This window comes from Dactylosporangium maewongense (genome assembly GCF_039531485.1).
Taxonomy (GTDB): domain Bacteria; phylum Actinomycetota; class Actinomycetes; order Mycobacteriales; family Micromonosporaceae; genus Dactylosporangium; species Dactylosporangium maewongense.
On the sequence record NZ_BAAAQD010000049.1, the window covers coordinates 1 to 26,677 of the forward strand.

The window sequence follows — 26,677 nt, forward strand, 5'->3', positions numbered from 1 at the left end:
CGTGCGACTGTTCGCGCGGTGGCGCCTCACCGCAGTGCACAGAGGGCCACCGTGCGACTGTTCGCGCGGTGGCGCCTCACCGCAGTGCACAGAGGGCCACCGTGCGACTGTTCGCGCGGTGGCGCCTCACCGCAGTGCACAGAGGGCCACCGTGCGACTGTTCGCGCGGTGGCCGCTGCTTGTTCTCACGGCCAGGTCCCAGCTCGTGGCCAGGTGGTCACCAGGTGCGCGTGCCAGGCTGCTCCGGTGACCGTGGATCCTGCGTCGCACTGGTTGGGCCCCGCGTGGGACGTGCCGGAGAACGTCCTGATCGCCTACGCCACCACCGGCGAACGGCACCGGATGCCCCTGGAGGAGTGGGCGACCCACGGGCCCGGACCGCGGCACGGCACCCGTCCCCGTGTCGCGTACGACCGGCGCACCGGTGACGAACTGCCGCTGACCGTGGTGCCGCTGCGGTACCGCAACGACCTCGAGTCGCGGTCCCTGATCGCCGCCGGTCGGATGCCGCCGCCGTGGCCGCACGCGTGGCGCACCGAGGACTGGGGCGAGCCGCCGTGCGAGCTGGCCGGCCCCCGGCCGCTGCGGCCGCACGGCACCGTCCGCCGGCTCGCGCTCGCGGGCCGCTGGCCCGAGCTCGCGTCGACCGGCTGGCCGGTCGAGGCCGCCCCGTCGCTGTGCGACGTCCTCGACTCGGACCTCGACGTGCCCGTCCGCGGCGCACTGGTCGACCGCCTCGCCCGCCTCGACTTCGCCCCCGCCGCCGGCGTGATCCAGCGCCAACTGGGCCGCTTCGTGTACGTCGAACCCGACCTCACCGCCGCCCGTCGCTGCCTGCACGCCCTGAGCACCATGACCGGCACCGCCTTCGCCACCCTGCTCACCCACGCCTGGTTCAACGGTTGGCCGGCGCCGGTCCCGCAGTGGGCCGCCGAGGAGGTCGAGGCCGCCAACGGCTACGCGCTCGGCCAGGTCGACGCCGGCGGGCGCTGGGTGTCCGCCTGGGACATCCCCGGCTGGGACTTCGGCGCGGGACGGCCCGGATCCGCTGGTACGTTGGGGCGTGTCTCAGGTTGACGGGCGGCCCGCGACGGTCGAGGACGTGCACGCGCTGGCGGCCGGGATGCCGCACGTCACGGTCGTCCACGGCTCCGGCGACAACCCCGTCTACCAGGTCGGCGGCAAGTCCTTCGTCTTCTTCCGCAACCCGCGCCCCGACGCGGTCGACCCCGTCACCGGCGAGCGGTTCCCCGACGTGATCGTCTTCTGGGTCGAGTCCGACGCGGACAAGCAGGCCCTGATCCAGGACGCGTCGACGCCGTTCTTCACCACCGCCCACTTCAACGGCCACCCATCGGTGCTGCTGCGGGCCTGCCGGATCGGCGATCTGACCTACGCAGAGCTCGCCGAGGTCGTCCAGGACGCGTGGCTGTCCCGCGCCTCGGCCCGCCGGGCGGCCGCCTGGCTCGCCGCTCGCTAACCTTGGCGCCGTGGCCTGGATGCTGATCGAGGACAGCTTCCCGTCTCCGTATGGCGGTGTCGCCGTCACCGGCCGCCCCCACGACGGCGACCTCACCCGCGGCGACCAGCTCTGGCTGACCGACGGCACCACCCGGCACCCGGTCACGATCGCCCGCGTCCTGCACATGTGCGGCCGCCGCCCGCGAGACGTCGCCCCCGCCGGTCTCAACGCCGCGTTCGAACTCACCGGCGCCCCGCCCGGCCTGACCCTCACGGGCCTGCGGCTGCTGCTCGGCGACACGGCATGAACCCCGCCACGGGTGACCTCGCCGCCGCCCTCCGGGTGGAGTTCGACCGCACCGGCGTGGTCCTGCCGGTCTCCCCGCGGCACGACGTCGCCTGCCCGTCGGAGCACGCGGTGGTCGGCGCCGGCCCGCGCACCACGCGCGTGGCGGTCTACGACTGGGACCACCTGGCCACCCCGCCGAACGGCAAGGCGTACAACATCGGGTGCTACGGCGGCACGCTCGGCATCGCCGACGGCTGGGTCCCCGACCTGCCCACGGCCGCCGCTCTCGCCGCCCGGTGGCAGTCCGGCTCCACCGCGCCTGCCCTCGCCGCGGAGTTCCCGCTGCTCGGCCCAGTCGAGATGCTGGCCGCCCGCGAACGCGGCGACCACCGCGAATACATGTGGCACCGGTACGCCTCGAACCACCGAGGCTGGCTCCACGCGCCGCTCGTCCCGTTCATCGTCGCCGCCTTCCACGAGCCCCGCCTCCGCGCCCTGACCCCCGTCCTCGTCAGCCACATGCGGGTGTTCAGCGTCCGCGACCCGTCCTCGCCGGCAAGGGCCTACCCGTGCGTCACCGCCCTCGCCGACGACGTGTTCCGGGTGTGGCTGCGCGGCGGCCCCGACCTCGGCGAGACCGACACCGCCGGCAGCATCGCCCTGCTCCTCGCCACCCCCTGACCCGCCGGTGCTGTCTCGGCGACGGCATCGGCCTCAGGTGGTGCCGGCGGTGTGGGGTCGGCGTCGGTCATGATCGGCGAGGCGGCGGTGTCGAAACGGTCGGGCCGGTACGATCCGGCTGTGGGTGAGGAGCTCCTGGACGACTTCATCAGAGCCAACCGAGAGCGGGACCTCGGCGTGTACGGGGTGCATGTGCACCGGGAGGGCGACGAGGACGTCGAGCGGCGGGTGCGGTCCGACGACCGGGTCAACCTGTATTCGGTGTCGAAGACGTTCACGTCCGTCGCGCTCGGCATCGCGGAGGCCGAAGGGCGGCTCAGCCTCGACGACCGGCTCCTCGACCACTTCCCGGAGTTGCGGCCCATCGCGGCCGACGGGGTCGAGGACGTCACGCTGCGGCACCTCGCCACGATGGCGAGCGGCACGAGCCACGAATGGTTCGCCGACATGCGGGTCGACGCGCTCGACCTGCTGCACGAGATCGTGGCCGCGCCGCTGGACGCCGTGCCGGGGACCCGGTTCGCGTACACCGACTCCGGGCCGTACGCGATCGGGCGGGTCATCGCGCGGGCCACCGGCGCCGACGTGCGGGACTTCCTGATGCCGCGGCTGTTCGCGCCGCTGGACCTGCACAACCCGGCCTGGCACACGTGCCCGCAGGGGTTCCCGTTCGCGGCGAGCGACCTGTTCCTGCGCACCGGCGAGCTCGCCCGCTTCGCGCGGCTGCTGCTGCGGGAAGGCAAGTGGAACGGCCGGCAGCTCGTCCCGGCGGACTACGTGCGGCGGATGACGCAGGAGTTCGCGGACACGAGCAGCATCATCGAGAGCGAGCGGTTCAACCACGGATACGGGCTCGGCGTCTGGATCGACCGGGACGGCATGTACCGGATGGACGGCCGCTACGGCCAGTACGCCGTCATCTGCCCGGCCCGCCGCGCCGCCGTCACCGTCACCGCCCACTCCGAGCGCGAGGTCGACCTGCTCGAGGCCATCCACGAGCTCATCCTCGACCGCCTGGGCTGAGCGGCACGGCTGCGGCGCTAACCGCGGGCCTTCACGGCCGCGACCAGGTCGTCGAGGCGGCCGCGGACGGCGGCGCCGGTGACGTGGTCGAAGTAGTCGCGGGAGCTGACGATCTCGCCGTCGCGGACCCGGAGCACGAAGATGCCGGGCTGCGTGAACGGTTTGCCGTCGGCGGTGCCCTGGTACTCGAACTCGGCGATCACCACCTCGGGGTCGGTGGTCTCGTGGATGGTGATGTTGGTGGCGCGGCGGTCGAGCGCCGGTCCGGTGCCGGTCGGCGTGAAGTGCGCGCGCAGCTCGTCCCGGGAGCGCAGCGCCGGACCGCGCAGCGGGTCGAACGGGTGCACGACGTGCGTCTGCTCGGCGTATAGGTCGGGCAGCTCCTCCCACCGCCCCTCGGCCACGCCGGTGACGAGCGCCAGGAACACCTCGCGGGGACTACGATGTGGAGTCATGACTCCGATTATACGGAGTCGCGACTCCGGAACAAGGGAACGATGCGAATGCCCGGCCGTCCACCACGCGCCGACGCGCAGGCCAACCGGCAGCGCATCCTCGACGCCGCCGAGCACGTCTTCGGTACCGGCGGCAAGGCGGCCTCGACCGAGGAGGTGGCGCGGCTCGCGGGTGTCGGCATCGCCACCGTCTTCCGGCACTTCCCGACCAAGGCGGCGCTGGTGGAGTCGGTCCTGGTACGCCGCTTCGACCGGCTCCGCGCGCACGCCGACGCGCTGCTGGACGCCGACGACCCCGGCGCGGCGTTCTTCGGCTTCTTCGGCCACCTCGTCGCCGACGCCGCCACGAAGATCGCCATCGGCGAGGCGCTGCACGACCTGACCGGCGGCGGGGACACAGAGGGCGACACAGAGGCGGTCCAGGCCTCCCTCGGCCTGCGCAGGTCGTTCGGCGCCCTGCTGGAGCGCGCCCAGCGGGCCGGCGCCGTCCGCGACGACGCCGAGCTGCCCGAGGTGTACGCGCTGCTGGTCGCCACCTCCCGCGCCGCCTCCCAGGCCGGCCTCGACGACGACGTCCGCGCCCGCATGCTCGCCATCGTCTTCGACGGCCTTACCCGCCGATGAGCAGAGCCGACGCCGCCCAGCGATGAGCGGCTGTCAGGAGACCGCCCGGTCGAAGGGCGCGTCGCGGGGGAGGAGACGGTCGCGCGGGCCGGCCGCGCGCAGCACCACGTCGAGCACCCGGTCCGGGTCGGCGGCGTAGCCGCTGCTGAACCAGCCCATGTTCGCCTCCACCACCGCCCACCGCTCCTCGCCCCGGTCGGCGTCGCTCGCCAGCCCGACGTCCACGACCACCGCGCTCGGCAGCCCGCCCGCGCACGCGCCGAGCAGTCCGCCCGCGAACTCGAGCACCGCGTCCCGGTCCCGGCAACCGTCCAGCGGCGCCGGGTCGAGGCGCCCGTGCGTGGCGTACCGGCTGCCCGCGTGCACGACCCCGTCGAGCACGAACAGCCGGTACTCCACCAGGAACGACACGATCCCGCTCACCAGCACCGGCGTGTCCGCCGCCAGCGCCGGCAGCCGCGACCCGTCGGCGTAGACCGTCGCCGGCAGGTCCTTGTCCCGGGGCTGCTTCACGAACGCCGGCGTCCGCGTCCACCGCGCGTCCCCGACGGTGCTCATGACGATGTCGCGGCAGGTGTACCGGTAGGGCAAGGTCACCAGCCAGTCGTCGGCCGGCTCCAGCAGCGCCAGGTCCAGCGCCGCCGCCACCTCACCGGCGAACACCGGCCCGCCGTACACGTGCCCGGCTCCGCGCAGCTCGTGCCGCCCCTGCGCCACCGGCAGCCCCCGCCGCCGGGCCGCGGCGGCCAGCAGCCGGGCGGTCGCGTCGAGCCTGGGCGGCAGCACGAGGAAGTCGGTCACGCCCGGGATTCTGCCGCAGCACCCGCACCGGCCACAGTGGATTTCAGACGGTCACGACGACGTTGCCGACCTTGTGGCCGCTGTCGACGTACCGGTGCGCCTCGACGATCTCGGTCATCGGGTACGTGCGGTCGATGACGACGCGGAGGCGTTGCTGGGCAAGGAGGTCGCGGAGCTCGGCGAGCGCGGCGTGCTTGCGGACCGACATGCCGGTGCGGACGCGGGGACCGCCGGTGACCGCGGTGCGCAGGGCGTGGACGTTGTTCACCATGCCGGTGGTGGGCAGGTAGCAGCCGCGCGGGGCGAGGACCGGGCGGCAGGCGGCGAACGAGCTGCGGCTGACGGTGTCGAAGACGACGTCGTACCGTTCGCCGCTGGTGGTGAAGTCCGAGACCGTGTAGTCGTGCACGCGGGTGGTGCCGAGGGACTCGACGAGCTTCGCGTTGCGGCCGCTGCACACGGCGTGGACCTCGGCGCCGGCGTGGGCGGCGATCTGGACGGCGTAGGTGCCGATGCTGCCCGACCCGCCGATGACGAGGACCCGCTGCCCGGCGCGGACGCCGGCCATGGTGTGCAGGAAGTGCCAGGCGGTCGTGAAGCCGTCGACGGCCGCGGCGGCCTCGGTGTAGCCGACCCCGTCGGGGATCGTGGTGAACGACGCCTTCTCCGGCAGGCACTTGTACTCGGCGTTCGCGCCGACGGAGAAGCCCGTGAACCCGAAGACCCGGTCCCCGACCCTGGTGCGGCTGACCGCCGGCCCGACGGCGGCGACCTCGCCGGCGAACTCCAGGCCGAGCACGCGGATGCCCTTGCGGGGGCGCCGGATCCCGAGGATGACCCGCCCCCAGCGTGGCTCGCCGCGGCGCATCCCGCACTCGGCGGTGGTGACCGTCGTGGCGTGCACGCGGACCAGCACCTGGTCGCGCTTCGGCTCAGGCGCCGGCAGCGACACCTGGGTGAGGACCTCGGGCGGACCGTACGCGTTGAACATGACCGCTCGCATGCGCGACATCATGCGGAGAGGAACCTGTCAGCACGCTGAGTGCCGAGGTCAGTCCTCCCAGACGTCGACGCGCGGCAGCCCCCGGGCGTCGCGGGCCGCGTCGACCATCCGCTGGATGAGCGCGGTCTTGGCCCGCGTGTACGCGTCGCCGTCGGGCCCGGCTTCGGCCAGCCGCCGCTTCAGCGCGCCGTACTCGTCGCGGTCCGCCGCATAGCGCAGCAGGTGGTCGCGCAGGAGCCGCTCGTTGCGCGTGTCCCAGGTGTCCGCGGTTACCACGTGCAGGTGGTAGGCGACCGGCGAACCGTCCCGCCGGTAGAACAGCCGGCCCCGCATGCCGGTCTCCAGCCGGCGGTACCCCAGCGACCCGAGCACCTCGTCGGCCTCGACCACGGCGTCGAGAGCGACGGTGGCCGCCATCAGGTCGATGACCGGCTTCGCCGCCAGCCCCGGCACGGCGGTGCTGCCCACGTGCTCGACGGCGCCGAACAGCCCGGGCAGCGCCGCGGTCAGCTCCTCGACCGCACGCCGGGCCGCGTCCGCCCACGCCGGGTCATGGTCATGGATCTCGATCAGCACACCGGGACCCTACCCGGCATACTGCTGGGATGCGTGAGACCTACGCCCACACCGCGGTGCTCGATCTGACCGGCGACGAGCGCGCCCCCGGCGGCGCGATCACCGTCGCGCTGTGCGGCGCCTACGACCACGAGCCGCCGTGCCCGCTCGCCGCCCACCAGACCGTGGCGGTCCGCGACGGCGACGAGCTGCGGCTGCGGGTGCTGTTCGCCGCCGAGCCCGCCGACGAGGCCCGCGTCCGCGCCGGCATCGACGGGGCGCTGGCCGCCGGCGAGCTGACCGGACCCGACGGCGTCGTCACCCACTGGCGGCTGCTGCGCAGCGGCCCGGCCGGGATCGCCGCCGCCGACGCCGCCCACGCCGAACGGCTGCGGTCGTCGTAGACACCGCCGCGCTGGTCGCCGCCGCGTTCGACGCCGGCCGCCCGGCCGCACCGCTCGTCCGCGTCGACGGGGGCGTCTCCCACGCGGTGTACCGGCTGCGGACGGCGACCGGCAGCTATGCCGCGAAACGCCTCAACGTCGTCGACGAGCCGTGGTGGTGGGACGAGTACCACGCCGCCGCCCGGATCGAGCAAGCGGCCCGCGTGAGCCGGCCCGAGCGGCTGCCACCCCTGGTCGCGGCGATCGAGGCCGAGGGCACCACAGAGCACTGGCAGCTGCACCGCTGGTGCGACGGGCACAACCCGGCGGACCCCGGCGACGACCTCGCCGACTGGACCGGCGCGACCCTCGCCGTCCTGCACCGTGAACCCGCCGCCGACGGGCCGCTGCCGCCCGCGCTGTACCCGGTCGACGCCTGGCACGAGTGGCTCGACGGCCACGACACGAACTTCACCCGGCAGGTCCGCGAGCACCTGCCGACCGTCGCGGCGGCCCTGGCGCACCTCGCCCGGCCGGGCCCGGCGCTGACACCGGTCGCCTCGCACCGCGACATCAAACCCGACAACGTCCTGCTCACCGCGGCCGGACCGGTGCTGCTCGACTGGGACGGCGCCGGCCCCGACCTCGCCGAGCACGAGCTGCTGCGCTCGGCCCTCGCGATGGGCTTCGAGGAGCGGCGGGCCTTCAGCCGTACCGTCGCCGCCTACCACCGCGCGGGCGGCCGCCCGATCCCGCCGGACCCCGCACTCTTCCACGGCATCGTGGAGGCGCAGCTGCGCACCGCCGAGTGGCTGCTGTGGCGGGCCCTCGGCCACCGCGGCGACGGCCCTGCCGACCGGGCCCGGTCCGCGTCCGAGTGCCTCGCCCGGCTCCGCGGCACCGCGAAGAGCCTCCGCCGCATCCCGGAGTGGGTGAGCTGGCTCGCCGGCCGCTGAGGCGGGATTGCCCGGCGGTGCTATCCAGGTGTGCATGGGGATGAGCCCTGAGGCGCGGCGGCGGCTGGACGAGCGGTTCGGCCAGCAGGTCGAGCGCCGGCGGCAGGACCACGCCGCCAACTGGGAGCACGCGGTGCGGGTCGGCCAGGGGCTCGGCCTCGGCGACCCGCTGGGCATCTACCACACCGAGGTCACCCCGCCGCTCGGCGCGCGGCGGGTGCTGTGGCTGGTGGCGCCGGCCGTCGCGTACGTGGCCGGCGTCGTCCTGCTCGTGCTGTGGAACCCGGACCGGGCGCTGCCGTTCATCGGCGTCTTGCCGTTCCTCGTGGGCCCGTACGTCGTGGTGTGCGTCCTGATCACGCGGCGCCGCCGGTTCACCCGGTGGCTGTACGCCTACGGCGGCGGCTTCGCCGAGGTCGACCCCGACGGGCCGCCGCGGCCGGTCCGCTGGGACGAGATCACCGACGCGGTCGACGCGTGGCGCCACGACGGCGGGGAGTCGAACAGCAGCTGGGCCGACGACGGGTTCGTGCTGACCACCGCCGGCGGCCGGACCGTGCCCGTCACCGCGAAGTACGAGAACGCGCTCGACCCGTACGCCCCGATCGGCGGCATGATCGCCGCGCTGATGCCGGCCGAGGTCGGCGCCGCCATCCCCAGGTTCCCCACGATCGCCGGCCTGATCGTCGACCGGGCCGTCACCCCGGTCGTGACCTGCCAGGCCGGCGCCGTGCGCGGCGGCGCCGTCCTCACCCGCGGCGGCGTCCGGGTGACCCGCGACGGCATCGCCGGCCCCAAGGACACCACGGTCACGCCCTGGGCGGCGATCGACCGGATCGAGCTACGGCCCGGCCGCGTGAAGGTGCGCCCGGTCGCCGGCAAGGCCCGCACGTACACCGACCACCGCGACGGCTCCGGCTACGCGGTGCTCTGCCGGCTCCTCCTGGCTCTCGGTGTGACCGCCTCCTACGAGGCCAGAGGCTGACGCGGTCACTGCGCCCACGACACGTCCGGTGCGGGGTCGATGACGAGGCCGTCGACGGCCCGGACCAGGGCCTCGCGGGCCGCGGGCGAGTCGCCGCCGACACTGCTCTCCACGGTCAGCGGCCGGCCGTCCGGCAGCGTCACCACGAGGGTCAGCGTCCACTGGAGGTTGCTCGCCGGGGGGACGGTGGCGACGATCCGGCCGGTCGCGCCACGGACGCGCACCGGGTCACCACCCTCCGGGACGTCGAAGGCCGGGCCGACCGTCACCTTGAGCGACAACAGCGGCGCGACAACATCGGACATGATCGAGGTGGTGCCCCAGTGCCCGGGATCGTCGGCGATCATGTCGTACTTGCCGCTGGCCAGTTGCCCTTGCCGTCCCTGCTGCACCGGCGGGCTGAACACGGCCGGATCCGGGCGCACGGAACGCGCGACGCGGAGGATGTCGTCCTGCGAGATCGCCGGGGAAGCCTCTACGCGGGCGGAGTGTGTGGCGTCGATCTGCCAACTGACCACTGCCTTGCTGTCCGGCACCGAGCCGACGAACACGGTGCCGGGGACACCGTTGATGTCCACCGCGCCGTCCTGGGCCGGGCCGGGGCGCGCGGACATCTCGAGGATCTCGAGGTCCAGGTATCGCACCATCGGCTGGAACTGGCCGAGCATCGGGCCGTCGGTCCACCTGCGGAGGATGTCGTCCCCCGTCTCCCGGTCGACGATGACCAGCGCCCGCAGCCGTTCCCGGTAGCCGCCCGGAACCCAGGTCGGGCTGTACCGCAGCGCGATGCCGGGGGTCGTGGCCCGGCCCGGGCTCGCCGCCGGCGGGCCGGCCTGGCGCCGGCCGGTGGCGGCCAACGTGACGGGCACGGCGAGGGCGAGCACCAGGACGGCGGCGACGGTGGCGACGACCGTCCGGGTGGTCCGCCGCCGGGCGATCAGCTCGGGCAGCGCGCCGCGGATCCGGTCGGGGTCCGGTGCGGCGTCGGCCCGCTGCTCCTGCAGCTCGCGGACGAGCGTCTCGAGCTCCGTGGTCACGGTGCCTCCTTCGTGGTGATGAGCGAGCCGGGCAGGGCCGCGCGCAGCGTGTCCATGGCCCGGCTCAGGTGGGTGCGGACCGTCGACGTCCGGCAGCTCAGGACGTCGGCGATCTCCTCGACGGACATGTCCTCGTAGAACCGCAGCGCGATCACGGCCCGCTGCCGTGGCGGCAGGCTCCCGATGAGCCGCATCATGGCGTCGCGGTCCGCGTGCCGCTCCGCGTGGTCCGGCTCCGGCATGTCGATCCCGTCGCCGAGGTGCAGCAGCCTGGCCGCCGCCCGGCGCCGCCACGACAGGAACTCGTTGACGACCATGCGCTGCACGTACCGCTCGGGCGCCTCGACCCGGCTGATCCGCCCCCACCGCGCCTGCGCACGGACGAGGACCTCCTGCACCACGTCCTCGGCGAGGTGCGGGTTCCAGGTCACCACCGTCGCGTACCGCAGCAACGCCGCCAGCCGCGACGCGACGAACTCCTCAAACGTCACCAGAAGCGCCTCTCCTCGCGCCGATTCGTTCCGGACGGTAGGAGAACGCACCCGGCGCACCGATATGGCCACCGCCGCCCCGGGCAAATTTCGACGTTAGGGTGACGCGGTGGATCTGGGACGGGTGCGGGTGGCGTACGGGGCGGTGTCGGACCTCTACATCGAGTTGTTCGGGACGCGGGAGCAGTCGCACGCCGACGACCTCGCGTTCATCGAGCGGCACCTGACGAGGGCCGGCACGGTGCTCGACGTGGGCTGCGGGCCGGGGCACATGACGGACCACCTGCGCTCGCTCGGCGTCGACGCGACCGGGATCGACCTGGTGCCCGAGTTCATCGCCCACGCCGGGGCGGCGTTCCCGGGCGGCAGGTACCTGCTCGGGTCGATGGACCACCTGCCCGTGGCCGACGGGTCCGTGGCGGGGATCCTGTCCTGGTACTCGCTGATCCACCGGACACCGCAGGAGGTCGGCGGCGTCCTCGCCGAGCTGCGGCGGGCCATGGCCCCGGGCGGGGCGCTGGTCGTCGGGTTCTTCGACGGCGACGCGGTCGAGGCGTTCGACCACAAGGTCGTGACGGCCTACCGGTGGCCCGTCGACGAGTTCTCCGGCCTCCTGGCGCAGGCCGGCTTCGCCGAGGTCGAACGGTGGCGGCGGCCCGCCGACGGCACCCACCGCGCGCACGCCGCCATCGCGGCCGTCACCGCTTGATGAGCCGCTCGGCGATCGCGTCGGCGATCTCCGGGTCCTCCGTCCACACGGGGTCGCCGGGGCGCGGGTCGTGGAAGACGACGTCGGTGAAGCCGAGCGCCTCGTACCGGCCGACGAAGTCCTCGAACGCGGCGACGCTCGCCAGGGGCCGCTCGGCGGTGTTGCCGACGAGGTAGATGCGGTCCAGCGCCGCCGGGTCGCGGCCGAGGGCGGCGCAGCGGTCGTCGAGGATCGCGGCCTGGCGGCGGACCGCGGCCTCGATCGCGGCCGGGGACTGGTCCGCGGCGTCGGGCTCGCCGAAGGTGATCCACGCGTCGGCGTGCCGGGCGGTGAGCGCGAGCGTGCGAGGGCCCGCGGCCGCGAGGGCGATGGGCAGCCGGGGCCGCTGGACACAGCCGGGGACCATCCGGGCGTCGTCGACGGTGTAGTGCTCGCCCCGGTGCGAGTACACCTGCGAGCGCAACAGCCCGTCGAGCACGTCGACGAACTCGGTGAGCCGGTCCGCCCGTTGCCGAGGGCTGAGCACCGGGTCGCCGAGGACGGTGGCGTCGAAGCCGGTGCCGCCCGCGCCGACGCCGAGGGTGAGCCGGCCGTCGCTGACGTGGTCGAGCGTCAGCGCTTCCTTCGCCAGCAGCACCGGGTGCCGGAACGTCGGCGACGTGACCATCGTCCCGAGCCGCACCCGGCTCGTCACCCCGGCGAGCCCGGTCAGCCAGGGGATCGCCGCGTGCCACGGCTCGTCGCGGTACCGGCGCCACGACAGGTGGTCGTAGGTCCACAGGTGCGCGTAGCCGAGCGCCTCAAGGTGGCGGGCCCGGGCGACCGAGCGCGGCCACGGGTCGGTCGGGAGCAGCAGCACGCCGAGTCGCATGCCGCGATCTTATGCGGGCCCCGGCGACGACCACGACCAGCGCGGCGCCGTACGCGACCCGCTGCACCGTCGTCTGCACCAGGCCCAGGTCCGTGGCGAGCTGCGCGAAGGTGCCCGCGACGGCGAGGGTGAGCCATTCGGCGGGCGCGCCGTAGGCGACGAGCATGACCAGCAGCATCGCGTACCACGGGTAGGTCGGCGCGGTCACGAGCAGCGCCGCCGCGACCATGACGGCGGCGCCCCGCCACGGCCGGTCCGGGTCGGCGGTCCGCGCCACGTGCACGGCGGCCGCGGCGAGCAGCAGCACGGCCGCGGGCGCGACGGCGGGGCCGGGCAGCAGCAGGGCGAGCAGCGCGAAGCGGGTGCCGCTCGCGTAGCCCTCCTCGTGCAGGTAGCCGGGCAGGTAGCCGAGGACCGCGGGCCCGGCCGCGACGACGTGCGGCAGGTACACGGCGGCGACCGCGCCGGCCGCGGCGAGCGCGACGGTGACCAGCCGCCGCCGCAGGACCGCGGGGCCGAGCAGCGCCGGGGTGAGCTTCGTGGCCACCGCCAGCCCGAGCAGCAGCCCACCGAGGGCCGCCGCCCGCCGGGTGCCGGCCCGGGCCAGCACGTACAGGGCGGCGGCGGCGAGCGCGACCGCCGCGACGTCGACGTGCGCGTTGTTGCCCGCCTCCAGCGCGACGAGCGGGCACCACGCCCACAGCACCGCGCGCCGGGGGTCGCGGCCGAGGCGGCGCAGGGCGTACCAGAGCAGCATCGCCGTGCCGAGCGCGAACGCCGACATGGTCAGCTGCATCGGGCGGGTCCGCGCGCCGTCGGGCACCACCGCGAACAAGGCCTCCGCGACCGGCGGATAGATCGTCGGCACGTCCGGCCGGTTGATGAGCGTGCACCCGCTCGGCACGCACCAGTTCGAGTGCTCCGGCCACAGGAAACCGTCGCGCAGGCGGGTGAGTTCCGGCGCGGACGGCGGGAACCGGTAGGGGTCGATCCCCGCGCGCTGGACCCGGCCGTCCCACACGTAGCGGTACATGTCGTCGCTGCTGTTCGGCGGCTCCAGCCCGGCGGTGAGGGGCAGCGCGGCGCCACCGGCGAGCACGAGGACCAGGGCGGTGCGGCGGTCGAGGCGGCAGACCAGCCACGCGCCGGCCGCGAACGGCAGCCACATCAGCAGGTACCAGCGGCCCGGCAGCACCAGCAGCGCCGCCAGCATCGCGGCCAGGCACGCGACCGCCGCGACCCGCCGCGCGGTCATCGCCGCCTCCGCAGGTTCGCGACGGTCCACGCGCCCGCGACCGCCCACACGACGGCGACGACCAGCGCGAGACCCCGGCCGTAGGACTGCGGGAACGCGGACGGGTTGCCTGGGACGCGGCCCGCGCCGATGACGAACGGCAGCGCGACGACGGTCACCGCGGCGCTGACGACGAGCGCCGCCCGCACCGGGCCGCGGGCCGGTCGCGGCACCCACCGGGTGAGCGCGACGCCGGCGAGGACGACGGCGGGGACGACGAGGAAGTCGTGGCCGGCGAGCAGCACGGCGGCGAACACCAGCTGCCCGAGCGGGTTCGCGCCGCCGTCGGTGAGCAGGCCGTAGGCGCCGTAGCCGGCGGCGGCGAGCCCGAGGGCCACCAGCAGCGCCCTCACGGCGACATCACGGTCAGCGCGCCGACCCACTTCGTCTGCAGCACGCCCGGCCGGTCCGGTGCGATGAGCCGGCACGGGTAGCCGTGGTCGGGGTGCAGCGGCTCGCCGTGCAGCCGCAACGCCAGCAGCGTCAACGGGTCCTGCGCCAACCGGGCGTCCACTGTGGATGTGCGGTAGCCGCCGTCGCGCTGCAGCGACTCGACGGTCACCGCGAGGCCCGCGGCGCCGACGAGGCGGAGCAGGTCGGCGACCCGGACGCCGGTCCATTCGGCGTCGGCGCTCCAGCCCTCGACGCAGGCGATCGGCAGCGACACCGTGTGCTGCGGCATCGCCTCCAGGTCGGCGAGGCTCAGCGCGTGCCGGCCGCCGGGGCCGGTCACCACGAGCCGGTAGCCGCCGTCCACCGCGGTCACGCCGGCGGCGGCCGCGGTCTTGTTCACCGGCACACCCTGCGGGCCGACACCGGGCAGCCGCGGCGCCAGCAGCGACAGCCGCCGCAGCGGGCGGACCGTCTGCCCGGCGGTGGCGACGGTGATGACCCCCGCCGCCGTCCCGACGAGTCCGAGGACCGCACGGCGGGACCGCCGGGCGGACGGCGACGGGGCCGGCGTGCGGAGGACCGGCAGTTTCGCCGCGACGTGCAGCAGCACCGCGCCGGCCAGCAGCCACGCCGTCCAGTAGTGCGCGCCGACGAACCCGAACGGCATCAGCGAGTACCAGTAGGCGATGTTGAGCAGGCCGGTGACGAGCTCGAACAGCGCGGCGGCGGACAGCAGCGCGACGGTGCCGCGCTCCAGGGCGTGCGCCACACCGCGCACCGGCGGCCACGCGAACAGCTTCGGGTAGACCGACCAGACCTTCGCGGTGAGCAGCGGGAAGCACGCGAGGCCGGTGGCGACGTGCAGCCCCTGGGTCAGCCGGTACAGGTTGACCGGGCGCGAGGGCCAGCGCCACCACCCGGGCGGGTGCTGGATCGCGTGGCTGATCAGGCCGGTCACGAGGCACACGGTGAACGCCCCGGCGAGCCACAGGCCCAGGTGCGCGGTCAGGCGCGGATCCGTGGGCCGCCGCGCCAGGCGCGTCAGGGCGTCAGGTGGGCGAACCATCGGCCGGCCTCCGTCCAGGTCCCGGCGAGCCGCAGGGCGGCGTCGCGTGCGACGGCGGCGATGTCGTCGACGCTGACGAACGCCCACGCGAACGCGGTGCTGGTCCGGTCCGCGTCGGTGAGCGCGACCCGGCCGCTCCAGGTCCGCCCGCCCGGCGGGTCGACCTCGACGAGGACGCTGCCGTCGCCGCCGATGAGGCTCCGGCAGCGGCGCAGCAGCCGGGCCGGGTCGCCGCCGATGCCGATGTTGCCGTCGGCGAGCAGCGCGCAGGTCCAGTCGCCCTCACGGGGCAGCGGGGCGAACAGGTCGCCGCGGATGACGGATGCGCCGCGGCGGCGCGCGTACCGGACGGCCTGCGGGCTGACGTCGACGCCGAGGACGCGGCGGCCGGTCGCGGCGACGGCCTCCGTGAGCCGGCCCGCGCCGCAGCCGAGGTCGAGGGTGCCGTCCGTGCACCGCTGGACGAGCTGCGCGTCGCCGGCCCGCGGCGCGCCGGACCACGATCCGGCGTCGAGCGGGCGGACCACGGCACCGTCCGCGTCGACCAGGTCCATCGCGGCGGGCTCTCCGCGGGCGGCGCGGCGCAGCGCGGCACCGTAGAGGGCGACCGGCGCGCTCATGTCGCGGCTCCGGCCGGTACCGACGCCGCAACCGCCGTCGTGAACCGGCCCGGTTCGCAGCCGGCTGCGACGGCCCGGGCGTCCTCGGCGGTGTCGACGTCACGCAGGGTCGGCAGGGTCGCCACGCCGAGGCCCAGCCCGCGCAGCGCCGCGTGGGTGGCGGCACCGGTGTCCGAGGTGGACATGGGGACGCCCGTGAGCACCCTGGCGGTGGACGGGTCCCGCAGGCCGAGCGCCCACCAGCCGCCGTCCTCCGCCGGACCGAGGACCGCCCCGGTGGTGGCGAGCGCCGCGCAGGCCGCGACGATGTGGCCGATGCGCAGCTGCGGGGTGTCCATGCCGACGAGGAGGGTGGCGACGCCGGGGAGCGCGGTGTCGGCGTACGCGGCGGCGAGCCGCTCGCCGAGACCGTCGCCGCGCTGCGGGTGGCGGTGCCAGCCGGGCGGGGCGGGCAGGTCGCCGTCGACGACCAGGGTCCGGCGGGCGGCGGGCGCGGCGGTGAGGACGTCGACGGTGTCGGCGAGCATGGCCGCGGCGATCCCGGCGGCCTCCGCCGGTGTGCACGGGGGACAGAGGCGGGTCTTCACCCGTCCCGGCACCGGCGTCTTCGCCAGCAGCAGCAGCTGGACCCTCATCGCGCCAGCACCTTCGACATGTCGCGCACGGCGCGGGCGGTGCCGCGGACCGACCCGGTGACCTTCGACCGGCCGCCGGCGATGCGGGGCGCGTAGTCGACGTCGACCTCGGCGATGCGCCACCCGGCCGCCGCGGCGCGGACCATCATCTCCAGGGGGTAGCCGAACCTGCGGTCGCGCAGCCCCAGCCCGAGCAGCGCCTCGCGGCGGGCGGCGCGCATGGGGCCGAGGTCGTGCACGGGGATCCCGGTGGTGCGGCGCAGGCGCCACGCCACGACGGCGTTGCCGGCCCTGCCGTGCAGCGGCCAGGCACCGCGGGCGGTCGGGCGGCGCCGGCCGAGCGACAGGTCGAGGCGCCCCCGCAGGACCGGTTCGGTGACGCGGGGCAGCTGCCGTGGGTCGAACGAGCCGTCGGCGTCCATGAAGCACACGACGTCGGCGGTCGCCGCCTCGAGGCCCGCGTGGGCGGCGGCGCCGAACCCTCGCGGCGCGGCGTGGACGACGACCGCGCCGTGCGCCTCGGCGATCGCCGCCGACCCGTCGGTGGACCCGTTGTCGGCGACGACCGCCCGGTAGCCGTCCGGCAGCCGGGACAGCACCCACGGCAACGCGGCGGCCTCATTCAGACAAGGCAATACGACATCTGGCACGGATCGGACGCTATCGAGGATCCCGGGGCGAAGATCTTACGAAGAACGAACCAACCATTACGAACCGCGAACGCGGCCATCGACCGCCGTCGCCGCCGCCTACGGTCGACGGCATGCGGATCCTCGTCACCGGCGGCGCCGGGTTCATCGGCGGTCACGTCGTCACCGCGCTGCGCGCCGCGGGCCACGACGTCGGCGTGCTCGACCTGCTCCACCCGGCCGCGCACCGCTCGCCCCCGCCGGACGCCGACCGCGTCGACGTGCGTGACCGGGCGGCGGTCGCGGCGATGCTGGACGGGGTCGACGCCGTGGTGCACCAGGCGGCGATGGTCGGCATGGGTGTCGACCTGGCCGACCTGCCGGAGTACGTGGGCTGCAACGACCTCGGCACCGCCGTGCTGCTCGCGGAGATGGCCCGCGTCGGCGTGCGGCGGCTCGTCCTGGCCAGCTCGATGGTCGTCTACGGCGAGGGCGGCTACGCGTGCCCGTCCCACGGTGCGACGTCACCGGCGCCGCGCGCCGCCGCGGATCTCGACGCCGGACGGTTCGAGCCGGGCTGCCCGGCCTGCGGCGCACCGCTGGAGCCCCGCGACGTCGACGAGGGCGCGCCGCCGCGGCCGCGCAGCGTGTACGCCGCGACGAAGGTCGCCCAGGAGCACCTCGCGCAGGCGTGGGCGCTCGCCGGCGCGGGGACGGTGGTGGCGTTGCGGTACCACAACGTGTACGGGCCCGGCATGCCCCGCGACACGCCCTACAGCGGCGTCGCCGCCATCTTCCGCTCCGCGCTCGCCGCCGGCCGGGCGCCGCGCGTCTTCGAGGACGGCGCGCAGCGCCGCGACTTCGTCCACGTCACCGACGTCGCCGCCGCGAACGTGCTGGCGCTCGACGCGGCGGTCGACGGGTTCCGGGCGTACAACATCGCCTCGGGCCGGCCGACCACCGTCGGCGCCATGGCCGCGACCCTCGCCGCCGCGATGGACGGCCCGGCACCGGTGATCACGGGCGACCACCGCGCCGGCGACGTCCGGCACGTGGTCGCCGCCCCTGGCCGCGCCCGCGCCGAGCTCGGCTTCACCGCCGCCGTCGACCTCACCGAAGGCCTGCGCGACTTCGCCACCGCGCCGCTGCGCGCCCTCTGAGGGAGTCCGTCAGAGGGCGGTCGGGTCGATGACCCGGACGTGCGGGTCGGTCACGTCGTAACCGAGGCGGGCCGCCATGTCGGCGGTGCCGCCGGGTCCGTCGCCGTTGCGGCCGTCCCAGACCAGCAGCGCCCGCGGGCGGTCGTCGAGGCCCTTAACGAGGTCGACCATCCACTGGTTCGTCTGACTGAAGACGTCGGCGTCGCCGGTACTGTGCAGCACCCGGACCTCGCTGCCGCGCAGCACGCGCTCGAAGCGGGCGCTCCAGTCGGTGCCCGGCAGCGCCACCGACGACGGCTCGAACTCCGCGACCGGCATCGCCAGGCAGAGCGTCACGGCCGCGCCCCGGGAGAGCGCGGCCTCCGCGGCGATCAGGTCGGCGCCGCGGGCACCGCCGCACACGAGCACCGACCCGGGCCCGACCCGCCACTCGTCGAACGTCTCCGCCACCAGCCTCGCGACCTCGCCGGCGACCCGCTGCGGAAACCGTGGTGCCGGCCGGCCGGGTGCGTCGACGAGATGGCCGCTGGCCAGCACGACGGGCATCACCGCTCGACGCTGGGCGTGCCGTCGGCCTGCCTGACCACCAGCTGCCCCCAGTGTCCGTTCTCGGTCCGCAGGACATCCTCGACCCGCAGCAGCGCGGCGCGGTCGTCCGGCGCGTCCCGCCAGGAATGACCGGCCGAGCGTACCCCCTTCAACGCGTCCTCATAGGACCGCCGCAGGCTGGAGAACCCCATCAGCGAGCTGTACCCGGCCACCGCACCGGCGAGCGCCGCGATCAGCGCCGCGACCAGGCCGCACACGCCGCGGGCCGTCGCCGACCCCGGCCCGCTGAACACCTGCGCGGTCGCGCCGACCACACCCGACAGCACCAGCAGCCCGTTGCGGAGCCGGACGCCCTGCTTGTAGGCGTTGCGGAACTCGTCGCGCCGCCGCTCCAGAAACCGTTGCTGCTGCTGTACGCGGTGCTGCTCGTACAGGTCGCGGAACTGCGACTCGCGGTCGGTCACGTCAGCTCCTCACCCTCGTCGATCGCGTCGACCGCGCGGACCAGCAGGCGCGCCCGATTGTCGCCCGTGTATGGCTCGACGCGGGCGAGATAGATGAAGTACAGCGCCCGCAGGCGCTCCGCCTTGACCCGCGCGAGCCGGTAGTCGGCGAGCGCGTGGTCGTCCACGACGAACTGCGACACCCCCGCCAGCGCGACCGCCAGCACCGCCAGGACCGCCGACGGCCAGCGCTGGTCCGACAGGACCGCCTGCAGCCCGCCGAGCCCGGTCAGCAGCGCGGAGCCGAGCAGCACGACGATGCCCTGCAGCCGGTAGCTGCGCTGGCCGCGCAGCGCCTCGAGGTCGTAGCGCTCGAACCGCTCCTCGACCGGGCGCAGCGCCTCGAAGTCCTCGGCGAGCGCCGGGTAACCGGCCTTCGCCGCCGGTGGCATGATCGGATCGGAAACGATCCGCGATCCGCGTCTCGGGAACCGCCGGAAAAGGTCGCGCACGCCGCCTCCGTCACCATCGACATCGTCGGCATTGAATCTACGAAAGCGCCGCAACCGTTGACAACGGTCACCTCGTCCACATACCCGACCCGAACCGGCGACCCGTGCCGCGCGCAGGGTTTGCGGGGTTCCGGCGTACCGTTGACTCGAGGGGGTGAGACAGATGATCGTCACCCAGGAAGAGATGCGGATCGGCGTGCCGGCGATGCGTGCTTATGAGCACCTGGTGCATCTCAGCGAACATCCGCGGTTCATGTCCGGGGTGCTCGCCGTGAGCCAGGCCGGCGACGACGCCGCGCACCTGGCGCTCGACATCGGTGGGCGGCGGGTCGAGATCGACGCGGTCCTCGGCGACATCGAGCCGGGGCGGTACGTGCGATGGGACAGCGCGCAGCTCGTCGAGGCGTACTGGCTGGAGCCGCTCGGCGACGACGCCACCAACGTGGTGGCGGTCGCGCAGCTGGACGAGCGACTGGTGCACCCGCACGGCGCGCAGCCGGACGCGGAACTGCACGCCCGGCTGCGCATGGATCTGAAGGGCTTCAAGCGGTACTGCGAGGAGGCCGAGCTGACCCCTCAGTAGCGGTAGTGCTCCGGCTTGTACGGGCCTGCCACATCGACGCCGATGTACTCGGCCTGCTCCTTGGTCAGCTCGGTCAGCCGGACGCCGAGCGCCTCGAGGTGCAGCGCGGCGACCTTCTCGTCGAGGTGCTTCGGCAGGCGGTACACCTGGCGCTCGTACGCGTCCGGCTTCGTGAACAGCTCGATCTGCGCGATCGTCTGGTTGGTGAAGCTGTTGGACATGACGAAGCTCGGGTGACCGGTGGCGTTGCCCAGGTTGAGCAGCCGGCCCTCGGACAGCACGATGATCGCGTGCCCGTCGGGGAACGTCCACTCGTGCACCTGCGGCTTGATCTCGTTCTTCACGATGCCCGGGACCTTCGCCAGCCCGGCCATGTCGATCTCGTTGTCGAAGTGTCCGACGTTGCCGACGATCGCGTTGTGCTTCATGGCGGCCAGGTCGGCGGCCATGATGATGTCCTTGTTGCCGGTGGTGGTGATGAACAGGTCCGCGGTCGCGACGACGTCCTCGAGGCGGACCACGGGCAGCCCGTGCATGGCGGCCTGCAGCGCGCAGATCGGGTCGATCTCGGTGACGACAACCCGGGCCCCCATGCCGCGCAGCGCCTCGGCGGCGCCCTTGCCGACGTCGCCGTAGCCGCAGACGACGGCGAGCTTCCCGGCCAGCATCACGTCCGTGGCGCGGTTGATGCCGTCCAGCAGCGAGTGGCGGATGCCGTACGTGTTGTCGAACTTCGACTTGGTGACCGAGTCGTTGACGTTGATCGCGGGGAACAGCAGCTCACCGCTCTCGGCGAGCTTGTAGAGCCGCTTGACGCCGTTGGTGGTCTCCTCGGTGACGCCGCGGATGCCGGCGGCCAGCTTCGTGAAGCGCCGGTTGTCCTTCGCGAGGCTGTCGGCGAGGGTACCGAGTACCAGCGCGAACTCCTCCGAATCGGCGGACGTCGGCTGCGGCACCCGGCCCGCGGCCTCGAACTCGACGCCCTTGTGCACCAGCAGCGTGGCGTCGCCGCCGTCGTCGACGATCATGTTCGGGCCGAGGCCGTCGCCGAAGTCGAACAGCTGGTCGGTGCACCACCAGTACTCGGCGAGCGTCTCGCCCTTCCACGCGAACACCGGCGTGCCGGTTGGCGCGTCGACCGTCCCGTGCGGGCCGACGACGACCGCGGCCGCCGCCTCGTCCTGGGTGGAGAAGATGTTGCAGGACACCCAGCGGACCTCGGCGCCGAGCGCGACGAGGGTCTCGATGAGCACCGCCGTCTGCACGGTCATGTGCAGGGAGCCGGCGATCCGCGCGCCACGCAACGGCTGCGCGTCGGCGAACTCGCGGCGCGTCGCCATCAGGCCCGGCATCTCGTGCTCGGCGAGGCGGATCTGGGTCCGGCCGGCGGCCGCGAGGGAGAGATCGGCAACGGCGAACTCGATCCCGTTGCGCGTCTGCAGATACTTGTGCATAGCCTAAGGTCACCTCCCGGTGACAGGAGGCGCCCTTGGGTCAAGGGTAGTCAACGGCCGAGCGTGGCGAACCCGTGCGGGTCCGTCGCAGCGCCTCTCGGCCGTGACCGCGGCGTCGCCTTGTGCTCAGCCGCGATTGGGTTCGACGGTACCGCCTCCGTCGTTTTCCCCGCAACCGAGTGTGCGGTAGACGTCACGGAGCAGGTCGGTCACCTCGAACCGGCCGACGGTGAGTCTCAGCTGGTCGAGCTGGTCGAGGAGGGCGTCGGGTCTCGCTATCGCGCCGGGCAGGGGTTCGTTTTTTGTGGTGACCCTGGGGCCGGCGGTCCAGAAGCTCCTGGCAGTCTGGGGATCCGGGTCTGTGGGCGCCACGTGCCTGGTCTCGGACACGCGGTGGCTGCGCAGCTCCTCGAGCAGCTCGTCGCGACCCTTGCCGCGCCAGGCCAGGATGGTGAACGGGTCGTTGTCGAACTCCTCCGCGAGCACGTAGCAGGCGGCGGTCAGGTGCCGGCACGGCTTCTGCCAGCCGGGGCAGTCGCAGTCCATGACCAGCTCGGCGAGGCTCTGCGGGAACAGGGACAGCCCATAGCTCTGCAGCAGCTGGTCCAGGTCCTCCGGCAGGTGCCCGGCGAGCAGCTTCGCCGCGTACCGCGCCTCCTTGGACAGTGCCCGCTCGATGCGGGCCCAGTCGGCGGCGGAGAACGCCTTCGCGGCGATGCGCGACCGGTACGTCGCACCGTCCTCGTCGAGGATCAGCGCCGTCACGATGCTGCTGGAGATGGTGAGCGACCGGACGTTGCCGGCGCGAGCGTAGCGGCGGCCGACGGAAAATGTCGTACCCATGCGCAAGGATTCGAGCATGGCGATGAACTGGTGGGACCACCTCGTCTCACTCATCCGTCGCCTCCGGGCGCAGGGTCATCAGGTCCAGGAGGTCGTCGGTGGACAGGCCCGTGAGCCAGCCCTCGCCGCTGCCGACGGCCACCCCGGCGAGGGTCCGCTTCTCCGCCATGATCGTGTCGACCCGCTCCTCGACGGTGCCGACGCAGACGAAGGTGTGCACCTGCACGTCGCGGCGCTGCCCGATGCGGAAGGCGCGGTCCGTGGCCTGCTGCTCGGTCGCCGGGTTCCACCACCTGTCGACGTGCACGACGTGGTTGGCGGCGGTCAGGTTGAGCCCGGTCCCGCCCGCCTTCAGCGACAGCAGCAGCACCCCGGGCCCCGTCCCGGTCTGGAACCGCTCGACCATCGCGTCCCGGGCACCCTTCGCGGTGCCCCCGTGCAGGAACTCGACACCGGTCCCGAGCCGCCCCGCCAGGTAGGGCGCCAGCAGGTGGCCGAACTTGGCGAACTGTGTGAAGACCAGCGCCCGGTCCCCGGCGTCGAGGGCCGTGGCGAGGATCTCCTCGAGGCGCGCCAGCTTCCCCGACCGTCCCGCCAGCGGCGTGCCGTCGCCCATCAGGTGCGCCGGGTGGTTGCACACCTGCTTGAGCTTCGTCATCGCCGACAGCACCAGGCCCTTGCGCCGCTCACCGGACCGCCCCTCGCGCAGCTTCACGAAGAGCTCGTTGACGACCGCCTTGTAGAGCGTCGCCTGTTCGAGGGTCAGGTTGCACCACTGGCGGCGTTCGAGCTTGTCCGGCAGGTCCGCGATGACCGCCCGGTCGGTCTTCACCCGGCGCAGCAGGAAGGGCCGGGTGACCCGGCGCAGGCGGGCGGCCGCGTCGGCGTCGGCGTAGCGCTCGACCGGCACCGAGTAGCGGGCCCGGAAGATGCTCGCCGGCCCGAGGATGCCCGGGTTCAGGAAGTCCGCGATCGACCACAGCTCCGTCAGCCGGTTCTCCACCGGGGTGCCGGTCAGCGCGACCCGGTGCCGCGCCGGGATCCGCCGCACCGCCCGCGCCGCGGCGCTGGTGCTGTTCTTCACGTGCTGCGCCTCGTCGAGCACGATCCGGTCCCAGTCCCGCGCCGCCAGCCGGTCCACGTCCCGGGTCGCGACCTGGTAGGTGGTGAGGACCAGGTCGGCGTCGAGCTCGTCCGCCGCCCGTTCCGTGCCGTGGTGGACGGCGACCCGCAGGCCCGGCGTGAAACGCCCGATCTCGCGCCGCCAGTTGCCGAGCACCGACAGCGGGCACACGATCAGCGTCGGCGGCCGGGCGCCGCGCTCGCGCAGCAGCGCCTCCAGCGCCAGGACCTGCACGGTCTTGCCGAGGCCCATGTCGTCGGCGAGCAGCGCCCCGACGCCGAGCCCGTCGAGGAAGGCCAGCCACGACAGGCCCTTGCGCTGGTAGGGCCGCAGCGTCGTGGCGAGGGACGCGGGCGGCTCCAGCAGCTCCAGGCGCTCCACGGCCCGGCCCGTCAGCAGGTCCGCGAGCCATCCCGTGCCGTCGACGCCCGTGACCGGCAGGGGCAGGTCGCCCTCGGGGACGAGCCTGACGAGCCGCATCGCCTCACCGGCCGACATGTGCCCCTGCCCGCCCCGGGCGAGGAAGGCGAGGCCGGCGCGGAGCTTCTCCCGGTCGAGGTGCACCCAGCGGCCGCGCAGCCGCACCAGCGGCACCTTCGCCCGCGCGAGCGCCCGCAGGTCCGCCTCGCTGAGGAACTCGTCACCGATCGCGAGCCCCCACCGGTAGCGCACGATCGCGGCCCGGTTCGCCGTCGTGTCCCGCAGCACCGGGGCCGCGGGCTGCGCCGAGTGCGTCGTCAGTGTCAGCCCCAGATCCTGCCGCCGCTGCCACTGCGCGGGCAGCAGCACCCCGAAGCCCGCGTCGTGCAGGATCCCCGCGTGCCGCAGGAAGCCGTAGGCGCCGATCGTGTCCAGCCGCAGCTGCTCGGGGCGCGCCTGGTGCAGCGCCTCGTCGAGCTCGGGCCAGAGCCGGCTCGCCCTGCCGAGGTCCGCCAGCAGCACGTCCTGCGGATAGTCGACCCACCGGAAGAGCGGCGACGCCCCGCTGCGCCAGACGTCCTTGGCCGGCACGAGCAGCCCGGGCTCCGCGACCGGCTGCAGCATGAACTCCACCAGCCACCCCGACACGTCCCGCCCGTCGTCGACCCGCACCCCCGCCTCACCGGCCGCCGCCCCGACGGCGTCGTCCTCCTCGTCCTCGTCGAACTCCTCGACGAACGTCAACCGGAAGCACAACCGCACCGCCGCCGGCCGCCCACTCTCCGCCCACCGCCGGATCTCGTCCCGCACCCGCCGCACGTCCGTGCTCTCCCGCACGGCCCGCCCCACCAAGCCACCCACGCCACCCACACCGTCGCCGCTCAGCCCGCCGCTGCTGCTCGGTTCGCTGCTGCTCGGCACGCCCCTGTTTGCCGTGCTGCCGTTGCTCAGCCCACCGCCGTCGCTCGGTTCGGTGTCGCTCGGCTCGCTGCTGCTCGGCACGCCGCTGTCGCTCAGCCCGCCACTGCTTGCGGTGCTGCCGTTGCTCAGCCCACCGCCGTTCGGCGTGCCGTCGGCGTCCAGTGCGCCGCCGCTGCCCAGCGCGCTGCTGGTGTTCGGCACGTTGGCGGCATTCAGCGCGTCACTGTTGCTGAGCGTGTCGTTCTTGCTCGGCGCGCCGCCGCCATTCGGTGCGCTGCTGTTGCCTGGCGCACGGTCGTCGTTCAGTGCACTGCTGTTCGGTGGTTCGTTGTTGATCGGGACGCTGGCGTTGCTCGGTGCGCTGCTGATGCTTGACGCGTTGCCGCTGTTCAGCGCGTTGCCGTTGCTTGGCGTGCGGTCGCCGGTCAGTGCGTCGCCGCTGCCCGGTGCGCGGTCGGCGTTTGATGCGTTGCTGTTGCTTGGCAAGTCGCGATTGCTCGGGGTGTCGCTGTTCGGTGCGCTGTCGTTGCTCGGCGCACCGGAGGCGTTCAGTGCGCCGCCTTTGCTCAGCACGCTGCTGCTTGCCGTGCTGCTGTTGCTCGGCTCGTCGTCGCCGCTGCCGTTCGGTGTGCTGTCGACGTTCAGTGCGTCGCTGTCGCTCACCGTGTCGCTGTAGCCCGGTGCGCTGCCGCTGTTCGGTGCGCTGTCGTTGCTCGGCGGGCGGCTGTGGCTTGACGTGTCGCCGCTCTCGGTGCTCAGCGGGCTGGAGGCGTTCAGTGCGCCGATGGTGGTTGGCGGGTGGCTGTTGCTCGGTGCGTCGCCGCTGTTCGGTTCGCTGCTGGTGCTTGGTGTGGCGCCGCCAGCCGGTGCGCCGTTGCTGTTCGGCGGGCGACTGCTGTTCGGGGGCGGGTGTTCGTGGAGGGTGGGGTCGGTGTTCGGTGTGCAGTTGCTCAGCCTGCCGCCGGTCGGTGCGGGGCTGCTGTGCGGGGTTGGGCGTTCGCGGAGGGTGGGGTCGGGGGAGGTGAGGGCGGCTAGCCAGGCGCGGACGGTGCTGTCCTGGCGGACCGCGGCGTCGGTGACGATGGGGCGGTTGGTGAGGGCGGCGCGGACGAGGGCGTCGACCTGGTGGTTGAGCGCGGCGCGGGCGGCCTCGTCGGGGGTCCAGTCGGCGGCGGCGAAGGCGGCGCCCGGCAGGGAGCGGCACAGGGACTCGAACGTGATGGCGTCGTCGGCCCACAGGACGGGGCGCCAGCGGGCCTCGATCGGGTGGTCGAGGAGGTCGGGGAGGACGCGGCCCCGGTGCACCAGGTCGGCGGCGAACGTGACGAGGTCCGTCAGCGCGCCGATCGACGGGGCCGCCACGATGGCGGAGTCGGGGGCGTCGTCGGCGGTGAGGGCGGCTTCGAGGTCGGTGCCGGGTGGGGCGTACACGATCGGGACGGTCCACAGCATCGTGCCGGTGGTGTCCGGGTCGTGGTCGGTGGCGGCCGGTGGGGTGAGGGTGGGGGAGGGCAGCGGGCGGGCGCCGGTGGTCGGCAGGGCCAGGTCGGCGGTGGCGACGTCGCCGGGGAGCGGGGGCAGGACCGCGAACGGGTGGGGGACCGCCCGCCTGGGGCGGCGGCGCAGGCCTGAGGCCGGGCCTGGGGTGGTCTCGGCCCAGTAGGCGAGCCGGCCGCCGGCGGTGATGACCCCGTGCACGACGTTCACT

General features: G+C 74.1%; 31 protein-coding genes and 1 riboswitch. Of the genes, 12 read left to right on the forward strand and 19 right to left on the reverse strand.

The annotated features are described in order from the left end of the window. Window positions 1–246 precede the first annotated feature (246 nt). The 5 genes from ABD332_RS56110 (at window position 247) to ABD332_RS56130 (ending at window position 3,454) form a co-directional block, all read left to right on the forward strand. The gene (locus tag ABD332_RS56110) at window positions 247–1,077 is read left to right on the forward strand and encodes a hypothetical protein (RefSeq protein WP_344514688.1); all 831 of its coding nucleotides are present in this window, start codon (window positions 247–249) and stop codon (window positions 1,075–1,077) included. Then, window positions 1,064–1,480 (forward strand): MmcQ/YjbR family DNA-binding protein, encoded by a 417-nt coding sequence (locus tag ABD332_RS56115; protein ID WP_344514690.1) that lies wholly within the window; start codon window positions 1,064–1,066, stop codon window positions 1,478–1,480. Before ABD332_RS56110 ends, ABD332_RS56115 begins: the two co-directional genes overlap by 14 nt. 10 nt (window positions 1,481–1,490) lie before the next feature. Further along, a complete protein-coding gene (locus tag ABD332_RS56120; RefSeq protein WP_344514692.1) occupies window positions 1,491–1,769 on the forward strand; it encodes a hypothetical protein in 279 nt (92 codons plus the stop codon). Further along, window positions 1,766–2,431 (forward strand): DUF6193 family natural product biosynthesis protein, encoded by a 666-nt coding sequence (locus ABD332_RS56125; RefSeq protein ID WP_344514694.1) that lies wholly within the window; start codon window positions 1,766–1,768, stop codon window positions 2,429–2,431. The genes ABD332_RS56120 and ABD332_RS56125 overlap by 4 nt, the downstream gene beginning before the upstream one ends. Window positions 2,432–2,551: 120 nt before the next feature. Then, the gene (locus tag ABD332_RS56130; protein WP_344514696.1) at window positions 2,552–3,454 is read left to right on the forward strand and encodes a serine hydrolase domain-containing protein; all 903 of its coding nucleotides are present in this window, start codon (window positions 2,552–2,554) and stop codon (window positions 3,452–3,454) included. A gap of 17 nt (window positions 3,455–3,471) precedes the next feature. Here the strand turns inward: ABD332_RS56130 and ABD332_RS56135 are convergent, their stop codons facing one another. Next, on the reverse strand, window positions 3,472–3,909 hold the full coding sequence (locus ABD332_RS56135; RefSeq protein WP_344514697.1) for a nuclear transport factor 2 family protein: 438 nt from the start codon (window positions 3,907–3,909) through the stop codon (window positions 3,472–3,474). A 42-nt stretch (window positions 3,910–3,951) separates the two neighbouring features. Between ABD332_RS56135 and ABD332_RS56140 the strand changes: the two genes are divergently transcribed. Beyond that, window positions 3,952–4,533: a TetR/AcrR family transcriptional regulator gene (locus ABD332_RS56140; protein ID WP_344514698.1), complete on the forward strand. Its 582-nt coding sequence runs from the start codon at window positions 3,952–3,954 to the stop codon at window positions 4,531–4,533. A gap of 33 nt (window positions 4,534–4,566) precedes the next feature. Here the strand turns inward: ABD332_RS56140 and ABD332_RS56145 are convergent, their stop codons facing one another. The 3 genes from ABD332_RS56145 to ABD332_RS56155 are packed head-to-tail and all read right to left on the reverse strand — an operon-like array spanning window position 4,567 to window position 6,913. Next, a complete protein-coding gene (locus ABD332_RS56145) occupies window positions 4,567–5,334 on the reverse strand; it encodes an ATP-grasp domain-containing protein (protein WP_344514699.1) in 768 nt (255 codons plus the stop codon). A 43-nt stretch (window positions 5,335–5,377) separates the two neighbouring features. Then, on the reverse strand, window positions 5,378–6,337 hold the full coding sequence (locus ABD332_RS56150) for an NAD(P)-dependent alcohol dehydrogenase (RefSeq protein WP_344514701.1): 960 nt from the start codon (window positions 6,335–6,337) through the stop codon (window positions 5,378–5,380). A 48-nt stretch (window positions 6,338–6,385) separates the two neighbouring features. Continuing rightward, on the reverse strand, window positions 6,386–6,913 hold the full coding sequence (locus ABD332_RS56155; RefSeq protein ID WP_344514703.1) for a GrpB family protein: 528 nt from the start codon (window positions 6,911–6,913) through the stop codon (window positions 6,386–6,388). A 29-nt stretch (window positions 6,914–6,942) separates the two neighbouring features. On the opposite strand from ABD332_RS56155, the gene ABD332_RS56160 reads away from it, so the two are divergent. The 3 genes from ABD332_RS56160 (at window position 6,943) to ABD332_RS56170 (ending at window position 9,216) form a co-directional block, all read left to right on the forward strand. After that, window positions 6,943–7,296 carry a hypothetical protein gene (locus ABD332_RS56160; RefSeq protein ID WP_344514705.1) on the forward strand — a complete coding sequence of 118 codons (354 nt, stop codon included), beginning with the start codon at window positions 6,943–6,945 and terminating at the stop codon, window positions 7,294–7,296. 86 nt (window positions 7,297–7,382) lie between these two features. Then, complete coding sequence (locus tag ABD332_RS56165) at window positions 7,383–8,231, forward strand: aminoglycoside phosphotransferase family protein (protein WP_344514707.1); 849 nt, start codon at window positions 7,383–7,385, stop codon at window positions 8,229–8,231. Between the two features lie 34 nt (window positions 8,232–8,265). Continuing rightward, window positions 8,266–9,216 (forward strand): hypothetical protein, encoded by a 951-nt coding sequence (locus tag ABD332_RS56170; RefSeq protein ID WP_344514709.1) that lies wholly within the window; start codon window positions 8,266–8,268, stop codon window positions 9,214–9,216. 5 nt (window positions 9,217–9,221) lie between these two features. Here the strand turns inward: ABD332_RS56170 and ABD332_RS56175 are convergent, their stop codons facing one another. Next, complete coding sequence (locus tag ABD332_RS56175) at window positions 9,222–10,253, reverse strand: hypothetical protein (RefSeq protein WP_344514711.1); 1,032 nt, start codon at window positions 10,251–10,253, stop codon at window positions 9,222–9,224. After that, window positions 10,250–10,744, reverse strand: coding sequence for a SigE family RNA polymerase sigma factor (locus ABD332_RS56180; RefSeq protein WP_344514713.1), 495 nt, complete (start codon window positions 10,742–10,744; stop codon window positions 10,250–10,252). Before ABD332_RS56180 ends, ABD332_RS56175 begins: the two co-directional genes overlap by 4 nt. A gap of 109 nt (window positions 10,745–10,853) precedes the next feature. On the opposite strand from ABD332_RS56180, the gene ABD332_RS56185 reads away from it, so the two are divergent. Next, window positions 10,854–11,453 (forward strand): class I SAM-dependent methyltransferase, encoded by a 600-nt coding sequence (locus ABD332_RS56185; protein WP_344514715.1) that lies wholly within the window; start codon window positions 10,854–10,856, stop codon window positions 11,451–11,453. Here ABD332_RS56185 and ABD332_RS56190 read toward each other — a convergent pair. From ABD332_RS56190 to ABD332_RS56220, 7 genes are read right to left on the reverse strand one after another with little or no spacing between them, the layout of a single operon-like run. Next, window positions 11,443–12,324: an LLM class flavin-dependent oxidoreductase gene (locus tag ABD332_RS56190; RefSeq protein WP_344514717.1), complete on the reverse strand. Its 882-nt coding sequence runs from the start codon at window positions 12,322–12,324 to the stop codon at window positions 11,443–11,445. The two genes, ABD332_RS56185 and ABD332_RS56190, sit on opposite strands and share 11 nt — an antisense overlap. Beyond that, window positions 12,254–13,579: a glycosyltransferase 87 family protein gene (locus tag ABD332_RS56195; protein ID WP_344514719.1), complete on the reverse strand. Its 1,326-nt coding sequence runs from the start codon at window positions 13,577–13,579 to the stop codon at window positions 12,254–12,256. Before ABD332_RS56195 ends, ABD332_RS56190 begins: the two co-directional genes overlap by 71 nt. Then, window positions 13,576–13,971: a hypothetical protein gene (locus tag ABD332_RS56200; protein WP_344514721.1), complete on the reverse strand. Its 396-nt coding sequence runs from the start codon at window positions 13,969–13,971 to the stop codon at window positions 13,576–13,578. The genes ABD332_RS56195 and ABD332_RS56200 overlap by 4 nt, the downstream gene beginning before the upstream one ends. After that, window positions 13,968–15,077 carry a molybdopterin-dependent oxidoreductase gene (locus tag ABD332_RS56205; protein WP_344514723.1) on the reverse strand — a complete coding sequence of 370 codons (1,110 nt, stop codon included), beginning with the start codon at window positions 15,075–15,077 and terminating at the stop codon, window positions 13,968–13,970. Before ABD332_RS56205 ends, ABD332_RS56200 begins: the two co-directional genes overlap by 4 nt. Further along, window positions 15,053–15,697, reverse strand: coding sequence for a methyltransferase domain-containing protein (locus tag ABD332_RS56210; protein ID WP_344514725.1), 645 nt, complete (start codon window positions 15,695–15,697; stop codon window positions 15,053–15,055). Before ABD332_RS56210 ends, ABD332_RS56205 begins: the two co-directional genes overlap by 25 nt. Further along, on the reverse strand, window positions 15,694–16,332 hold the full coding sequence (locus ABD332_RS56215; protein ID WP_344514727.1) for a TIGR04282 family arsenosugar biosynthesis glycosyltransferase: 639 nt from the start codon (window positions 16,330–16,332) through the stop codon (window positions 15,694–15,696). Before ABD332_RS56215 ends, ABD332_RS56210 begins: the two co-directional genes overlap by 4 nt. Then, window positions 16,329–16,982, reverse strand: coding sequence for a glycosyltransferase family 2 protein (locus ABD332_RS56220; RefSeq protein WP_344514729.1), 654 nt, complete (start codon window positions 16,980–16,982; stop codon window positions 16,329–16,331). Before ABD332_RS56220 ends, ABD332_RS56215 begins: the two co-directional genes overlap by 4 nt. A 113-nt stretch (window positions 16,983–17,095) precedes the next feature. On the opposite strand from ABD332_RS56220, the gene ABD332_RS56225 reads away from it, so the two are divergent. After that, window positions 17,096–18,121, forward strand: coding sequence for an NAD-dependent epimerase/dehydratase family protein (locus ABD332_RS56225; RefSeq protein ID WP_344514731.1), 1,026 nt, complete (start codon window positions 17,096–17,098; stop codon window positions 18,119–18,121). Between the two features lie 9 nt (window positions 18,122–18,130). Here the strand turns inward: ABD332_RS56225 and ABD332_RS56230 are convergent, their stop codons facing one another. Genes ABD332_RS56230 through ABD332_RS56240 form a run of 3 tightly spaced genes read right to left on the reverse strand, consistent with a single transcriptional unit; the run spans window position 18,131 to window position 19,565 of the window. After that, window positions 18,131–18,670, reverse strand: a complete 540-nt coding sequence (locus tag ABD332_RS56230; protein ID WP_344514733.1) for a hypothetical protein — start codon at window positions 18,668–18,670, stop codon at window positions 18,131–18,133. Continuing rightward, complete coding sequence (locus tag ABD332_RS56235) at window positions 18,667–19,134, reverse strand: hypothetical protein (protein ID WP_344514735.1); 468 nt, start codon at window positions 19,132–19,134, stop codon at window positions 18,667–18,669. Before ABD332_RS56235 ends, ABD332_RS56230 begins: the two co-directional genes overlap by 4 nt. Continuing rightward, a complete protein-coding gene (locus tag ABD332_RS56240; RefSeq protein WP_344514737.1) occupies window positions 19,131–19,565 on the reverse strand; it encodes a DUF4231 domain-containing protein in 435 nt (144 codons plus the stop codon). Before ABD332_RS56240 ends, ABD332_RS56235 begins: the two co-directional genes overlap by 4 nt. Window positions 19,566–19,788: 223 nt before the next feature. Here ABD332_RS56240 and ABD332_RS56245 point away from each other — a divergent pair, with 223 nt between their 5' ends. Beyond that, a complete protein-coding gene (locus ABD332_RS56245; protein WP_344514739.1) occupies window positions 19,789–20,208 on the forward strand; it encodes a hypothetical protein in 420 nt (139 codons plus the stop codon). Here ABD332_RS56245 and ahcY read toward each other — a convergent pair. From ahcY to ABD332_RS56260, 3 genes are all read right to left on the reverse strand, one after another. Further along, entirely contained in the window at window positions 20,202–21,662 is a 1,461-nt protein-coding gene (gene ahcY, locus ABD332_RS56250) for an adenosylhomocysteinase (protein WP_344514741.1), read from the reverse strand. The two genes, ABD332_RS56245 and ahcY, sit on opposite strands and share 7 nt — an antisense overlap. Window positions 21,663–21,682: 20 nt before the next feature. Beyond that, a riboswitch (S-adenosyl-L-homocysteine riboswitch) is annotated at window positions 21,683–21,767 on the reverse strand. 21 nt (window positions 21,768–21,788) lie between these two features. Further along, a complete protein-coding gene (locus ABD332_RS56255) occupies window positions 21,789–22,505 on the reverse strand; it encodes an SWIM zinc finger family protein (RefSeq protein ID WP_344514743.1) in 717 nt (238 codons plus the stop codon). Between the two features lie 46 nt (window positions 22,506–22,551). Further along, complete coding sequence (locus ABD332_RS56260; protein ID WP_344514745.1) at window positions 22,552–26,676, reverse strand: SNF2-related protein; 4,125 nt, start codon at window positions 26,674–26,676, stop codon at window positions 22,552–22,554. Window position 26,677: the final 1 nt, after the last annotated feature.